This window comes from Mycobacterium florentinum (assembly GCF_010730355.1).
Classification (GTDB): domain Bacteria; phylum Actinomycetota; class Actinomycetes; order Mycobacteriales; family Mycobacteriaceae; genus Mycobacterium; species Mycobacterium florentinum.
Map to the genome: position 1 here is coordinate 91,942 of NZ_AP022576.1, position 13,978 is coordinate 105,919.

At 69.0% G+C, this 13,978-nt stretch carries 13 protein-coding genes; 4 read left to right on the forward strand and 9 right to left on the reverse strand.

The features are described from left to right. Window positions 1-118: 118 nt before the first annotated feature. The gene (locus tag G6N55_RS00480) at window positions 119-532 is read left to right on the forward strand and encodes an RDD family protein (protein WP_085220510.1); all 414 of its coding nucleotides are present in this window, start codon (window positions 119-121) and stop codon (window positions 530-532) included. Window positions 533-544: 12 nt separating this feature from the next. On the opposite strand, the gene G6N55_RS00485 is transcribed toward G6N55_RS00480, so the two are convergent. The 6 genes from G6N55_RS00485 to sucB are packed head-to-tail and all read right to left on the reverse strand — an operon-like array spanning window position 545 to window position 6,569. Further along, window positions 545-1,297: a DUF4191 domain-containing protein gene (locus G6N55_RS00485; protein ID WP_085220509.1), complete on the reverse strand. Its 753-nt coding sequence runs from the start codon at window positions 1,295-1,297 to the stop codon at window positions 545-547. A gap of 32 nt (window positions 1,298-1,329) precedes the next feature. Beyond that, window positions 1,330-2,268: a lipoyl synthase gene (gene lipA, locus G6N55_RS00490; RefSeq protein ID WP_085220508.1), complete on the reverse strand. Its 939-nt coding sequence runs from the start codon at window positions 2,266-2,268 to the stop codon at window positions 1,330-1,332. Then, the gene (gene lipB / locus G6N55_RS00495; protein ID WP_139826687.1) at window positions 2,265-2,954 is read right to left on the reverse strand and encodes a lipoyl(octanoyl) transferase LipB; all 690 of its coding nucleotides are present in this window, start codon (window positions 2,952-2,954) and stop codon (window positions 2,265-2,267) included. The genes lipA and lipB overlap by 4 nt, the downstream gene beginning before the upstream one ends. An 11-nt stretch (window positions 2,955-2,965) precedes the next feature. Continuing rightward, window positions 2,966-3,868, reverse strand: a complete 903-nt coding sequence (locus G6N55_RS00500; protein WP_232078882.1) for an NAD(P)H-binding protein — start codon at window positions 3,866-3,868, stop codon at window positions 2,966-2,968. Beyond that, the gene (locus G6N55_RS00505) at window positions 3,868-4,779 is read right to left on the reverse strand and encodes a TIGR01777 family oxidoreductase (RefSeq protein WP_085220506.1); all 912 of its coding nucleotides are present in this window, start codon (window positions 4,777-4,779) and stop codon (window positions 3,868-3,870) included. Before G6N55_RS00505 ends, G6N55_RS00500 begins: the two co-directional genes overlap by 1 nt. Before the next feature lie 14 nt (window positions 4,780-4,793). Beyond that, window positions 4,794-6,569, reverse strand: a complete 1,776-nt coding sequence (gene sucB, locus G6N55_RS00510; RefSeq protein ID WP_085220505.1) for a 2-oxoglutarate dehydrogenase, E2 component, dihydrolipoamide succinyltransferase — start codon at window positions 6,567-6,569, stop codon at window positions 4,794-4,796. A gap of 199 nt (window positions 6,570-6,768) precedes the next feature. Between sucB and G6N55_RS00515 the strand changes: the two genes are divergently transcribed. After that, a complete protein-coding gene (locus tag G6N55_RS00515; RefSeq protein ID WP_085220504.1) occupies window positions 6,769-8,535 on the forward strand; it encodes an SDR family oxidoreductase in 1,767 nt (588 codons plus the stop codon). A gap of 7 nt (window positions 8,536-8,542) precedes the next feature. On the opposite strand, the gene G6N55_RS00520 is transcribed toward G6N55_RS00515, so the two are convergent. The 3 genes from G6N55_RS00520 to G6N55_RS00530 all read right to left on the reverse strand — a co-directional run bounded on the left by G6N55_RS00520 (window position 8,543) and on the right by G6N55_RS00530 (window position 11,616). Continuing rightward, window positions 8,543-8,878 (reverse strand): aminopeptidase, encoded by a 336-nt coding sequence (locus tag G6N55_RS00520; RefSeq protein WP_139826686.1) that lies wholly within the window; start codon window positions 8,876-8,878, stop codon window positions 8,543-8,545. Window positions 8,879-8,943: 65 nt separating this feature from the next. Continuing rightward, window positions 8,944-10,491 (reverse strand): leucyl aminopeptidase, encoded by a 1,548-nt coding sequence (locus G6N55_RS00525; protein ID WP_085220502.1) that lies wholly within the window; start codon window positions 10,489-10,491, stop codon window positions 8,944-8,946. A gap of 39 nt (window positions 10,492-10,530) precedes the next feature. Then, window positions 10,531-11,616, reverse strand: a complete 1,086-nt coding sequence (locus G6N55_RS00530) for an adenylate/guanylate cyclase domain-containing protein (RefSeq protein ID WP_085220501.1) — start codon at window positions 11,614-11,616, stop codon at window positions 10,531-10,533. 44 nt (window positions 11,617-11,660) lie between these two features. Here G6N55_RS00530 and gcvT point away from each other — a divergent pair, with 44 nt between their 5' ends. After that, window positions 11,661-12,776, forward strand: coding sequence for a glycine cleavage system aminomethyltransferase GcvT (gene gcvT / locus G6N55_RS00535; protein WP_085220500.1), 1,116 nt, complete (start codon window positions 11,661-11,663; stop codon window positions 12,774-12,776). A 55-nt stretch (window positions 12,777-12,831) separates the two neighbouring features. Further along, a complete protein-coding gene (locus G6N55_RS00540) occupies window positions 12,832-13,938 on the forward strand; it encodes a branched-chain amino acid aminotransferase (protein WP_085220499.1) in 1,107 nt (368 codons plus the stop codon). The last annotated feature ends 40 nt before the right edge of the window (window positions 13,939-13,978 follow it).

A 13,978-nucleotide genomic window follows, 5' to 3' on the forward strand; every position in this document is an offset into this window, starting at 1 on the left:
CCACAATTCGGGGTGCTGCATCGGCGGGTTCTATTGTGAGGCCCATGGACCGCAAAATCGTAACTGGTCGGCCCTACGGGCGCAGCAGCCTGTCCCGGCCCTTCGCCGCGACGACCTGATGCCGGAATCGCGCCCGGCATATCCCGGCGAGACACTCGGCTTGCCGAAAAGCGGCCCGGGATCGCTGGCATCGATGGGACGCCGCCTGGCGGCGCTGGCGATCGACTGGCTGATTGCCTACGGTCTGGCGGCGCTGGCCATGGCGTTCGGGATGTTCTCCGAACGAATGCTGTCGACGGCGGTGTTGGTGGTCTGGTTTCTGCTCGGTGCGGTGGCGGTGCGGCTGTACGGATTCACACCCGGGCAGCTGGCGCTCGGTCTCCAGGTGGTCGCACTGGACGGACGGCTGGGCATCGGCCGCGTGGCGGCGCGCGGGCTGCTGGTCGCCCTGGTGGTCCCGGCGCTGTTCACCGACTGGGACGGGCGGGGCATTCAAGACCGGGTGACCAACACGGCCGTGGTCCGGCGCTGAATCGCTTGACGCTTACTTGCGGCGCACGGTGCGCTGCACGCCGCGCATCTTGCCGGAGTTGGGCAGCGGCCCCTTCGGCATGACGGCGGCACCGGCCCGCGACCCCAGCGCGGCCAGCCGCGACTCCAGAGCGTCCATCTGCTTGACGCTGATGTTGGCCGGAAGCCGGGTCAGGTGCCGCTCCAGCTTGGACAGCGGAACCTCGCCGTCGCCGCTGCCGATGACGATGTCGTAGATCGGTATGTCGCCGACCAGCCGCGCGGTGCGCTTCTTCTCCTGGGCCAGAAGCGGTTTGACGCGGGTCGTCGACCCCTCACCGACGAAGATGACGCCCGGCCGGCCGATCACCCGGTGCACGGCGTCGAAGTGGCCGGTGGCCGCCACCCCCGGCGTGACCCGCCATTTGCCGCGCAGGTTGTCCAGCACCCAGGCTGCCGCGCCGGTTTGCCCCTCGGCCTGGCGGTAGATCGATTTCTGGGCCCGGCGGCCGAAGATGATGAATGCCACCAGCGCGCCCAGTATCACGCCGAGCGGGATCAGGGTGAACATGGTGAACCCGCCGACCAGCACGCCGACCGTCACCGAGACGGCCACGATCGCGACGAAGGCGCCGATCATGTAGGGGAGCAGGCGCTTGTCCTGTTTGCGCTGAACGTTGAACGCCTGCCACAGCTGGCCGCGGCGCTCCCTGGCCGCCGCCTTGCGTTCGGCTGCCGCCGCCGCCCGGGCGGCCTTGTTCTCGGCGGTACTGCGGGGTTTAGCCATAATCACCAAGGATACGAGGCGCCGGCCCCGCCTTACCCCAGGGCGTCCGACGCGCGGCTGCGTACGACCTGCTCGTAGAGCCGGCCGGCCCGATACGACGAGCGGACCAGCGGCCCGGCCAGCACACCCGCGAAGCCCAGTCCCTCGGCGTACTGCGCGAACTCGTCGAACTCCTCGGGCTTCACCCAGCGCTGCACCGGGTGGTGGCGCGCCGAGGGGCGCAGGTACTGGGTGATGGTGACGATGTCGCAGCCGGCGTCGTGCAGGTCGGCCAGTGCGGTGCGGACCTCGTCGGGAGTCTCGCCGAGACCCAAGATCAGGTTGCTCTTGGTGACCAGCCCGGCCTCGCGCGCCGCGGTGAGCACGCCCAGGCTGCGCTGATAGGTGAACGCCGGCCGAATCCGCTTGAAGATGCGCGGCACGGTTTCGACGTTGTGCGCCAATACTTCCGGGCGCGACTCGAAGACCTCCGCCAGGCGGGCCGGCTCGCCGTTGAAGTCGGGCACCAGCAGCTCGACACCGGTCGACGGGTTGAGCTCCTTGATGGCACGCACCGTCTCGGCGTACAGCCACGCCCCACCGTCGGGCAGGTCGTCGCGGGCGACGCCGGTGACGGTGGCGTAGCGCAACCCCATCGTCTGCACGCTTTCGGCGACCCGCCGGGGCTCGTCGCGGTCCAGCTCGGCGGGCTTGCCGGTGTCGATCTGACAGAAGTCGCAGCGGCGGGTGCACTGGTCGCCGCCGATCAGGAAGGTGGCCTCGCGGTCTTCCCAGCACTCGAAGATGTTTGGGCAGCCGGCCTCTTCGCAGACGGTGTGCAGACCCTCGCGCTTGACCAGGCTTTTGAGCTCGGTGTACTCCGGCCCCATCCGGACCCGTGTCTTGATCCACGGTGGCTTGCGCTCGATCGGGGTCTGCGCGTTGCGCACTTCCAGCCGCAGCAATTTGCGGCCTTCGGGAGCGATCGTCACATCGCTGATGTTACGCGGGCGGCGTCGTGTACCCCCACCGGTAAGACACCGTCGAGCGCATCGCACACGGCCGCCGCGACGGCCGGGCGGACCTCGTCGACGGTGACGGTGCGCCCGAGTTCGGCGGACAACGACGTCACCCCGGCATCGGTGATGCCGCAGGGCACGATGGCCGCATAGGCGCCCAGATCGCAGTCGCAGTTGAGCGCGAACCCGTGCAGCGCGGTCGCCCGCGCGACCCGCACACCGATCGCGGCGATCTTGCGCGCGGGCGCACCGGGCAGCCACACGCCGGAGCGGCCCTCGATCCGGCCGGCGTCCAGGCCTAGATCGCGGCACACCTTGATCAGCGATTCCTCAAGGCGCCGAACATAATTCACCACATTGAGCGGTTCTGCCAGGCCGATGACCGGGTAGCCGACCAACTGTCCCGGACCGTGCCAGGTGATCTTGCCGCCGCGGTCGGTGTCGACGACGGGCGTGCCGTCCACCGGTCGCTCGTGCGGCTCGGTGCGCCGTCCCGCGGTGTAGACCGCGGGGTGCTCCAGCAGCAGCAGGGTGTCGCTGCCGCCGGCCACCCTGGCGTCGGCCAGGTCGCGCTGTAGCTGCCAGGCGGTGCGATATTCGACCGTCCCCAATTGCCGGACGTCGATCGCTGCCGCGCTGGATCGGATCGAACCCATCACGCTGGCCAACGCTACGCGAACAGCTGGTGGTTCGCCGCGATGTACTGCTCGACGCTCAACGCGGGCTGGCCGGTGATCCGCTCGACGTCGTCGGTGGAGCGGTCGTAGCGGCCCGCGCGGTGCAGCTTGGCCATCGTGGCCAGGTGTTGCGCGACGTGTGCGGGCAGGCCCAGCGGCCGCAGAATCTCGGTGACCCAGGTGTCCTGCGCGATGTCGGCGCCGGTGATCGGGCGGCCCAAGGCGCGGGCGTACTGCGCGGCCAGCCCGTCGATGTCGAGGCTTGCCGGGCCGGTCAGCTCGTAGACGGAACCGATGTGGTCCGCCGGGTCCAGCAGGATCGCGCTCACCACGCGGGCGACGTCGCTGGCCGCGATCGGCGAGGTCTTGCCGGTGCCGAACGGCAGCACCAACAGGTTCCGTTCGCGCAGCGACGGCGCCGCCAGCGAGGTCAGGATCGGATTGTCCAGAAACACCGTCGGCCGCACCTGCACGGCCGGCACGCCCGACCAGTTCACCACCTGCTCGGCCAGCCAGTGCAGGCGATGCTGGCGCGACTCGTCGGTGCTCGTCAGCGTCATCTGCGACACCGTCATCTGCGACATGTTGACGAGTACCTCGAGGCGGCCCGATTCCAGCGCCGCCGCGCACACGATTGCCGTCGCCTGCAGGTAGTCGGGCGACACGCTCATCGAAAAGAACATCCGGTCGGCCCCGGCCATCGCGTCGACGACGTCCTGCGGCACGGTCAGGTCGCCGACCACCACCTCGGCGCCCACCGCGCGCAGCGGGTCGGCCCGTTCGTCGTCGCGGTGCACCATGGCACGCACCCGCTCGCCGCGGGACCGCAACTGCTCGACCACCATTCGGCTGACACCGCCGATGCCCCCGCCCGCGCCGGTAATCAAATACATCATCAGTCCTGATCGCGTCGGGCGGTGGCGTAGGCCAGCGCCTCGCCAATGGTGTTGTGGTGGAACTGAAATCCGGCGCGCTCCAGCGCGGACGGGATGGCGCGCTGGCCGGTCAGCAGTCCCTCGTCGGCGAATTCACCAAGCGCCGCGCGCACCGCGAAGGCCGGCAGCATCATCGGGGTCGGGCGGTTGACCGCGCTGCCGAAGGCGGTGGTGAACTCGGCGTTGGTGACGGGCGCGGGCCCGGTCATGTTCACCGGGCCGGACATCGACGGGTGTGAAATTGCGAAGAGCAAGGCCCGCACCTCGTCTTCGAGGCTGATCCACGACATGTACTGACGGCCGCTGCCCAGTCGGGCGCCCAGCCCCGCCGCGAACAGCGGGCGCATCCGGCGCAACGCACCGCCCGCGGCGGCCATCACCAGACCGGTACGGGCCAGCACCACGCGGGCACCGCCGTACTGCGCCGGCAGCGTGGCGGCCTCCCAGTCTTCGCAGAGCCGGGCGAGGAAACCCGCTCCCGCCCGGTCGTTTTCGTCGACCACACGGTCTTTGGTATTGCCGTAGTAGCCCACCGCGCTGGCGTTGATCAGGGTTTCGACGCCGGCGTCGGCGACCGCGGTGGCCAGCACCTCCGTCGGAGTGATGCGGCTGTCGCGCAGGCTCTGCTTGAAGGCGCCCGACCACCGGCGTCGGCCGACGTTGACGCCACACAGGTTGACGACGGCGTCGACCTCGGTGAGGGCGTCCGGATCGAAATCGCCGCTCTCCGGATTCCAGTGCAGCTCATCATGATTCGCCGGTGTCCGGCGGACGATGCGCAACACCCGGTGGTCGGCGGCGCGCAGAGCCGCAGCCAAAGCGGAGCCGATCAGGCCGGAGGAACCCGCAATCGCGACGACGGGCTTGGCCAATTCGCTAAGCCTCTCTACAGCCCTAGGTCGGCCTCGAACGCTCCCTCTTCAAGCCGGTGCTTGATCGTGGTGAGGAATCGTCCGGCGTCGGCCCCATCGATCAGCCGATGGTCGTAGGTCAACGGCAGGTAGCAGATCGAGCGCACCCCGATCGATTCATTGCCGCTGTCGTCGACCACCACCCGCGGGCGCTTGACGATCGCCCCGGTGCCCAGCATCGCCGCCTGCGGCGGGACCAGGATCGGGGTGTCGAACAACGCGCCCTGGCTGCCGATGTTGGTGATCGTGAAGGTGCCCCCGGACAACTCGTCCGGTTTCAGGTTGCCCGTCCGGGCGCGCTCGGCGATGTCGGCGATCGCGCGGGCCAGCCCGGCCAGCGACAGGTCGCCGGCGTTGTGCACCACGGGGGAGAGCAGGCCCTGCTCGGTGTCGACCGCGAAACCGAGGTGCTCGGCGTCGTAGTAGGTGATCTCCTTGGAGTCCTCGTTGTAGCTGGCGTTGACGTTCGGGTGAATCTTCAGCGCGTCGATGACCGCCTTGGCGATGAACGGCAGGTAGGTCAGATTCACGCCCTCACGCTCGGCGAACGACGTCTTGGCCTTGGCGCGCAGGCCCACGATCTTGGTCATGTCGACCTCGTGGGTCTGGGTGAGTTGCGCGGTGGCCTGCAGGGATTCGCGGGTCTTCTTGGCGGTGATCTGGCGGATCCGGTTGGCCTTCTGCGTGGTTCCGCGCAGGTGGGACAGCGCGGGCGCCGGAGTCGGCGCCGCCGCAGCCTTGGCCACGGGCGACGGTGCGGCGGGAGCCGGAGCGGGCGCCTTTGCGGCTTCCTTCTTCTTCTCGGCGGCGGCCAGCACGTCCTGCTTGCGGATGCGGCCACCGACGCCGGTGCCCTTCACCGCGGCAAGGTCGATGTCGTTTTCGGTGGCCAGTTTCCGCACCAGCGGAGTCACGTAAGGGCTGCCGTCACCCCGCGCCTCCGGCGCCGGCCGGGCCGGTGCGGCTTGCGGAGTCGGCTCGGGTTTGGGTTGCGCAGCGGGCTCCGGCGCGGGAGCGGGCTTGGCGGCCGGCTGGGCCTCGGCCTGGGGGGCCGGTTCGGGCGTGGGCTGGGCCGGTGGTTCGGGTTTGGGGGCCGGCGGCGGGGGAGCCGCCGCGGCCGAGCCGGAGCCGATCCGGGCCAGTTCGCCGCCGACCGGCACGGTGTCGTCCTCGTCGGCGGTGATGCTGAGCAGAACTCCGGCCACCGGGGACGGGATCTCGGTGTCCACCTTGTCGGTGGACACCTCCACCAGCGCGTCGTCTACCTGAACCGAATCGCCGACCTTCTTGAGCCAGCGGGTGACGGTGCCCTCGGTGACCGACTCGCCCAGCTCGGGCATCAGCACCGGCGTCGCAGTGCCGTCGCCGGAACTCGCGGCCTGGGTTGCGGGTTCGGGCCGGCGTTCGGGCTCCGGCTGGGCTTTGGTTTCCGGCTCGGGCTCGGGCTCGGGTGCCGGCGCGGCCGCCGGTTGGCTGGGCGCTTCGGCGGGCGCCGCCGCTGCCCCGTTTTCCGAGGCGTCGCCGATGACGGCCAGTTCGCCGCCGACCTCGACGGTGTCGTCCTCCTGGGCGACGATCTTGGTCAGCACACCCGCGGCGGGCGACGGGATTTCGGTATCGACCTTGTCGGTCGACACCTCGACGAGCGGTTCGTCGAGCTCGACCGTGTCGCCTTCCTGCTTGAGCCAGCGGGTGACCGTCCCCTCGGTCACGCTCTCACCGAGTGCCGGCATTTGGACAGAGAAAGCCATCTCTATTGACTCCTCGATTGCTCGTGGGTCCGCGCAGGTCAACATCTGACTTACCACACCGCGGTGTACTGCAAGTTGACGTCGAAACTATCCTGTCATTGCCTCGGCGTCGGCACGCATCCAGGGCTGACCCGCTTGCTACGGTGTGCCGAATTGCCAGGGGGCGGTCATCGCCAGATCGCGGGGAGGCGGAAGTTCTATGCCGGCAACGCGGCAGTTCGTCGACAGCGCGGACGGTGTCCGCATCGCCGTCTACGAGGAAGGCAACCCCGGCGGTCCCACGGTCGTGCTGGTGCACGGCTGGCCCGATTCGCACGTGCTGTGGGACGGCGTCGTACCCCTGCTGGCCGAGCGGTTCCGGATCCTGCGCTATGACAACCGCGGCGTCGGGCTGTCGGCGGCGCCCAAGAAAGTCTCGGCGTACACGATGGCCCACTTCGCCGACGACTTCGCGGCGGTGACAAGCGAGCTGAGCCCGGGCCAGCCGGTGCACGTGCTGGCCCACGACTGGGGTTCGGTGGGTATCTGGGAGTACCTGAAACGGCCGGGCGCCGGTGACCGGGTCGCCTCGTTCACCTCGGTCTCCGGCCCGAGCCACGAGCAACTCGTCGAATACATCTTCAGCGGCCTGCGCACGCCGTGGCGCCCGCGCCGGTTTGCCCGCTCGATCAGTCAGGCGCTGCGGCTGACCTACATGGCGTTCTTCTCGGTCCCGCTGCTGGCGCCGCTGTTGATCCGGGCGGCTTTCTCGGTCCGCGCGCTGCGGCGCAGCGTCGTCGATAACATTCCCGATGAGCAGATCCATCACTGCGCCAACATCGCCGCGGACGCGGCCAGCTCGGTTAAAACCTATCCCGCCAACTACTTTCGCTCATTCTCGGTGCGCGGCCAGCCCATCCACGTCATCGATGTGCCGGTGCAGCTGATCGTCAACACCCGCGACAAATACGTCCGGCCGTACGGCTACGACGAGACCGCGCGGTGGGTGCCGCGGCTGTGGCGGCGCGACATCCGGGCCGGTCACTTTTCGCCGATGTCGCACCCGCAGGTGATGGCGGCCGCGGTGCACGACTTCGCCGACATGACCGAGGGCAAAGCGCCCAGCCGCGCGCTGCTGCGCGCACAGGTGGGCCGTCCTCGCGGGGCGTTCGGCGACACCCTGGTGTCGGTCACCGGCGCCGGCAGCGGCATCGGGCGCGCGACCGCCCACGCCTTCGCGCGCGAGGGCGCCGAGCTGGTCGTCAGCGACATCGACGAGGCCGCCGTCAAGGAGACCGCCGCCCAGATCGCCGCGCGGGGCGGGGTCGCGCACGCCTACGTGCTCGACGTGTCCGACACCGACGCGGTCGAGGCCTTCGCCGAGCGGGTCAGCACCGAACACGGCGTGCCGGACGTCGTGGTCAACAACGCCGGCATCGGGCAGACCGGCCAGTTCTTGGACACCCCCGCCGAACAGTTCGACCGGGTGCTCGACGTCAACCTCGGCGGCGTGGTGAACGGCAGCCGCGCGTTCGGGCGGCGCCTGGTCGAGCGCGGCACCGGCGGGCACATCGTCAACGTGTCGTCGATGGCGGCCTACGCCCCGTTGCAGTCGCTGAACGCCTACTGCACCTCCAAGGCGGCGACTTATATGTTCTCCGACTGCCTGCGCGCCGAACTCGACGCCGCCGACGTCGGGCTGACCACGATCTGCCCGGGTCTCATCGACACCAACATCATCAACGCCACCCGGTTCGACGCGCCTGCCGGCAAGCAGGACTCGCAGGTCGACGGCCGGCGAGGCCAGCTGGGCAAGATGTTCGCGCTGCGCCGCTACGGGCCTGACAAGGTCGCCGACGCGATCCTCTCGTCGGTCCAGAAGAACAAGCCGATCCGCCCGGTAGCGCCGGAAGCCTATGCGCTGTACGGAGTTTCGCGCCTGCTGCCGCAGGCGCTGCGCAGCACCGCGCGCTTCCGGGTGATCTAAAGTCGGCTCAGTCCACGAGTGCCGGTTGCCGCCGCACCAACAGCGCGCCGGCGATCCCGATCGTCCCGACGAATGCCAGGGGCACCGTCCAGATGCGCCGGTTCGTCACCGACGACTGGCAGAGCACCCCGTAATCGGTGCGTGGAACGAATTGGTGAACGATCGGCATGCGTGCCGCACCCTGGTCGGTTGCGCGCGCCGCGGCCGACTCATCGGTGGCGACGGCGTTTCCACACCCGATCGATTCGCCGCCGTCGGACACCGATACCGGCACCAACAACCCGATGACGCCGGCCAGCAAAATCGCGGCGCACGCCGCAATGATCATCCATCGTGAGAACACAATTTCCCCCTGTGTCGAGAACAGACAGGGGAGGTTAGCCGCGTGAACGGTCGTTCAAACCTGGCTCAGCCGTTTTCTGCGATGTCTTCCAGCACCGCGAACATCGTCCGCGTCGGCACGCCGGTGGAGCCCTTGGGCGAGTAGCCCCACGGGCTGCCGGTGTTGAAGGCCGGGCCGGCCACATCGATGTGCGCCCAATCCACGCCATCGGCGACGAACTCGCGCAGGAACACCCCGGCCACCAGCATGCCGGCGAAGCGCTGGCCGCTGATGTTGGACAGGTCGGCGACCGTGGACTTCAGGTCGTCCTTGAGTTCGTCCGGCAGCGGCATCGGCCAGCCGTTTTCGCCCACCCGCTGCGAGATCGCGGCGACCCGGTCGCGGAACTCTTCGCTGCCCATCACGCCGGGGATGCGGGCGCCCAGCGCGACTGTCTGGGCACCGGTCAGCGTGGACGTCTCGATCAGATAGTCGGGCTTGTCCTCGCACGCCCGCACGATGGCGTCGGCCAGGATGAGCCGGCCCTCGGCGTCGGTGTTCTGCACCTCGACCGTGATTCCGCCGTACTGGGTCAGCACGTCGCCCGGGCGCTGCGCCGTCGCCGACGGCATGTTCTCGGCCATCGGCACGGTGGCGATCACGTCGATCGGCAGCTCGAGCTGAGCGGCCAGCGCGACGGTCGCGATCACCGCGGCGGCACCGCCCATGTCCGAGGTCATGTGATGCATCGAGGCAGCGGGCTTGATCGAGATGCCGCCGGTGTCGAACGTGACGCCCTTGCCGACCAGCGCCACCTTCTTGGCCTGCTTCGGCTTCTTGGCCAGCTTCGAACCGCGGTGGATCAACCGGACCAGCCGCGGGGGCCGCGACGAGCCCTGCCCGACGCCGACAATGCCTCCGTAGCCGCCTTTTTGCAGCGCCTTGTCGTCGAGCACCTCGACCTCAAGGCCGACGGACTCGCCCAAAGCCCGTGCGCGCTTGGCAAATTCGGCAGGGAACAAGGCATTGGGCGGGGTGTTGACGAAGTCGCGCGCGGTGGCGACCGCGGTCGCGACGGCCGCACCGTGCGCGGCCTGCTTCTTGGCCTCTTTCGATGTCGTGAGCACGGTGATCTTGCTCAGCCCTTTGTCTTTGGGTGCGGTCTTCTCGCTGCGGAACGCGGTGAACCGGTAGCCGCCCAGGATCAGTCCCTCGACCGCGGCGGACGCGACGTCCTCGCCGGGCAGCTCGGTCAGCGTGGTGATCACCGCTTCGGCCTTGCCGAGTGAGCGCGCGGCCACCCCGGCGGCGCGGCGGATGACGTCGGCGGACCACTCGGACTGCGGCTTGCCCAGACCGATCGTTAGCACGCTGGCCACCGGAAGCGACGGCACCACCAGCCGGTGCACCTGCTCGGTACCGCCGGTGGCCTCCAATGCCCGCAGGCCGGTCAGGATCTCGGCGACAGTCTCCTCGGACAGGAATGCCTCGACGGCTACAACGGACGCGCCCGGCCGCTCGTCGTCACCGGTCGAGACGACCGGCACGACCAATACCGATGAACCCACGCCACGCTTGGGCAGCGTCGCGGCGACAGTGACAGCAGGAGCCTGGTAACCCGGTTCGATACTCACGCGTAAATACCCTAGTCACCGGCGTGCGGCCTGGGTTGGCTACGTCCCCGTGTGCAGGTCGAACGCGGTGACCGGGGCGTCAAAACCCTTGAGCTTCAACGGGCCTTGAGCGACCGCGGGCCGATCGGGCAACGCGTCACGCAGCTCCGACGAGGCCAGGATCTGCTCTGGCGCCGCGGCGGCCACGAGGCGGGCGGCCAGGTTGACCGGGTTGCCGAAATAGTCGCCATTGATGGCCACGACCGCGCCGAAGGCAAGGCCGGCGCGGACTTGCAGGCCCTCCTCGCGCGCTTTGGGGTGCTCGACGAGATGAACCGCCGCCTGCAGCAGCGCCTCGGGCGCCGAACTGACCCACATCACCTCGTCGCCGATGAACTTCACCACCCGGCCGCCGTCGGCGTGCACCACGTCGGACACCGTGCCGGCGAACTCGTTGAGCAGATGCGACAACTGCGCCGGCGTCAGCGCCTGAGTCAACGCGGTGAAGCCGGACAGGTCCGCAAAACCCACACCGCACACCACGGCCGACGACGTGTCGCGCAGGACGCCCTCGAAGTGCGTCCGAGCGCTGGTCAGATGATGGCGGTGCACGATGTCGATCAGCGTCCCGAGCCGGGGGACGAACTCGGCGACCGAGCGGTACGCCTGAGCGGTGGCGAGCTCGTCGTGAGTGTGGTCCATCTGGATGTCCGGCGTCCCGGAGCGAATCATCGTCGACTCGGCCTCAGCGAGCCGGGCCATCGCGGCTCCCAGTACCCGCAGCAGGCCGAAGGCGCCGTCCTGTCCGACCACCGTCCTGACCGCGAGCCAGGTGGCCAGGGCGTCGACGTCGGCCTGGCTCAGCACCGGAATATCGGGACCGGCGGCGGTCAGGCCGAGCAAAGCCCAGGCGCGGGCGACCTCCTCGGGCGCGACCCCGAGCTGCTCGGCGGCGGTCGCGAACGTGTAGATCGGCCGGCCCGACCACGACAGCACATCGCCGGCCAGGCCGAAGAGCCGGCCGCGGCGTTCGGCCTGCACCATCTCGTCGACCGTGAAGCCGAGGTCGTCCAGATACTTGATCAGGTCGGCCCGGTCGCGTGGGTTGGCGATTCCGGCGGCCTCCAGCTCATCGAAATCGAACACCTACCCAAGTGTGCCAGCACCGGACGCGATTAAGGTGGATCGTCGTGAGCGATGCGACGGAGCCCCTCAAAGGACCACTGGAAGATCGTCATCGCGAGTTGGGCGCCAGTTTTGCCGAATTCGGCGGCTGGCTGATGCCGGTTTCCTATGCGGGCACGGTCAGCGAGCACAACGCGACGCGAAATGCGGTGGGCCTGTTCGACGTCAGCCACCTCGGCAAGGCATTGGTCCGCGGTCCGGGTGCCGCGGCGTTCGTCAACTCCGCGCTGACCAACGATCTCGGCCGCATCGAGCCGGGCAAGGCGCAATACACGTTGTGCTGCACCGAATCCGGTGGCGTCATCGACGACCTGATCGCCTATTACGTCAACGACGACGAGATCTTTCTGGTGCCCAACGCCGCCAACACCGCCGCGGTGGTCGAGGCGCTGCAGGCCTCCCTAACCGCAGCTGCGCCCGCCGGCCTGACGATCACCAACGAGCATCGCAACTACGCGGTGCTGGCGGTGCAGGGACCGCGCTCGACCGACGTGCTGGCCGAGTTGGGGCTGCCGACCGACATGGATTACATGGCCTACGCCGACGCCTCCTTCTCGGGAGTGCCGGTGCGGGTCTGCCGAACCGGGTACACAGGCGAGCACGGCTACGAGCTGCTGCCGCGCTGGGACACCGCGGGCGTGGTGTTCGACGCGCTGGTGACGGCGGTGTCCAACGCGGGCGGCGAACCGGCCGGTCTGGGCGCCCGCGACACCCTGCGCACCGAGATGGGCTACCCGCTGCACGGGCACGAGCTGTCGCTCGACATCTCGCCGCTGCAGGCCCGATGCGGCTGGGCGATCGGCTGGAAGAAGGACACGTTCTTCGGCCGCGACGCGCTGCTGGCCGAGAAGGCGGCGGGGCCGCGACGGCTGCTGCGGGGTCTGCGGATGGTGGGCCGCGGCGTGTTGCGGCCCGGGCTGACGGTGCTTGCCGGGGATAAACCGGTCGGGCTCACCACATCCGGGACGTTTTCGCCGACGTTGCAGGCCGGCATCGCGCTGGCGCTGATCGACACCGATGCCGGTGTCGAAGACGGCCGGCAAGTCACCGTCGACGTGCGCGGCCGCGCCGCGGAGTGCGAGGTCGTACGCCCGCCGTTCGTCGAGCTGAAAACCCGCTAGCCGCCGCCCGTTTACGCGGGAAAAACCCATTGGCACGCACATATACAATCGGCGCATGACGAGCGGCCTTCTCGAGTTCACCGTTCAACGCGCGTCTAATCCCGCGAGTGGCGCAGAACGGGACTCCATCCTGGCCGACCCCGGTTTCGGCAAATTCTTCACCGACCACATGGTTTCGGTCGACTACGACGAGGGCCAGGGCTGGCACAACGCGCGGGTTATTCCGTACGGCCCGATCCAGCTGGATCCGTCGGCGATCGTGCTGCACTACGCACAGGAAGTGTTCGAGGGACTCAAGGCTTACCGCTGGGCCGACGGCTCGGTGGTGTCATTTCGCCCGGACGCCAACGCCGCCCGGATGCGCGCGTCGGCCCGGCGGCTCGCGATCCCCGAGCTGCCCGAGGAGATCTTCCTCGAGTCCCTGCGCCAGCTCATCGCCGTGGACAACGCATGGGTGCCCAAGGCGGGCGGCGAAGAAGCGCTGTATCTGCGGCCTTTCGTCTTCGCGACCGAACCCGGGCTGGGAGTACGTCCCGCCAAGCGATACCGGTACCTGCTGATCGGTTCACCGGCGGGCGCGTACTTCAAAAACGGCATCAACCCCGTCGACGTCTGGGTGTCAAAGGATTACGTGCGGGCCTGCCCCGGCGGTACCGGCGCGGCCAAGTTCGGCGGCAACTACGCCGCGTCGCTGGTGGCTCAGGCCGAGGCCGCGGAAAACGGGTGCGACCAAGTGGTTTGGCTCGACGCCGTCGAGCGCCGTTTCGTCGAAGAGATGGGCGGCATGAACCTGTTCTTCGTGTTCGGCAGCGGCGGTACCTCGCGGCTGGTCACCCCGGAGCTGTCCGGCTCGCTGCTGCCCGGCATCACGCGGGATTCGTTGCTGCAGTTGGCACTTGACGCCGGTTTCACCGTCGAAGAGCGCAAGATCGATATCGGCGAGTGGCAGAAGAAGGCCGCCGCGGGGGAGATCACCGAGGTATTCGCCTGCGGCACAGCGGCTGTCATCACGCCGGTGGGTCGGGTCAAGCACGCCGACAGCGAGTTCACCATTGGCGACGGCCGGCCGGGTGAAGTGACGATGGCGCTGCGCAACACGCTGACCCGCATTCAGCGCGGGACCTTCGCCGACACGCACGGCTGGATGACCCGGCTCGGCTAGGGCCTTCGGCCTCGAGTGTGCGGCCCACCGCGCACTCGGC

What these genes read in the sequence shown, in the direction of transcription:
- G6N55_RS00480 (WP_085220510.1), top strand. Translation starts at nt 119, where the DNA reads ATGCCGGAATCGCGCCCGGCATATCCCGGCGAGACACTCGGCTTGCCG.
- sucB (WP_085220505.1), bottom strand. Translation starts at nt 6,569, where the DNA reads ATGGCTTTCTCTGTCCAAATGCCGGCACTCGGTGAGAGCGTGACCGAG.
- G6N55_RS00515 (WP_085220504.1), top strand. Translation starts at nt 6,769, where the DNA reads ATGCCGGCAACGCGGCAGTTCGTCGACAGCGCGGACGGTGTCCGCATC.
- G6N55_RS00540 (WP_085220499.1), top strand. Translation starts at nt 12,832, where the DNA reads ATGACGAGCGGCCTTCTCGAGTTCACCGTTCAACGCGCGTCTAATCCC.
- G6N55_RS00500 (WP_232078882.1), bottom strand. Translation starts at nt 3,868, where the DNA reads ATGATGTATTTGATTACCGGCGCGGGCGGGGGCATCGGCGGTGTCAGC.
- G6N55_RS00485 (WP_085220509.1), bottom strand. Translation starts at nt 1,297, where the DNA reads ATGGCTAAACCCCGCAGTACCGCCGAGAACAAGGCCGCCCGGGCGGCG.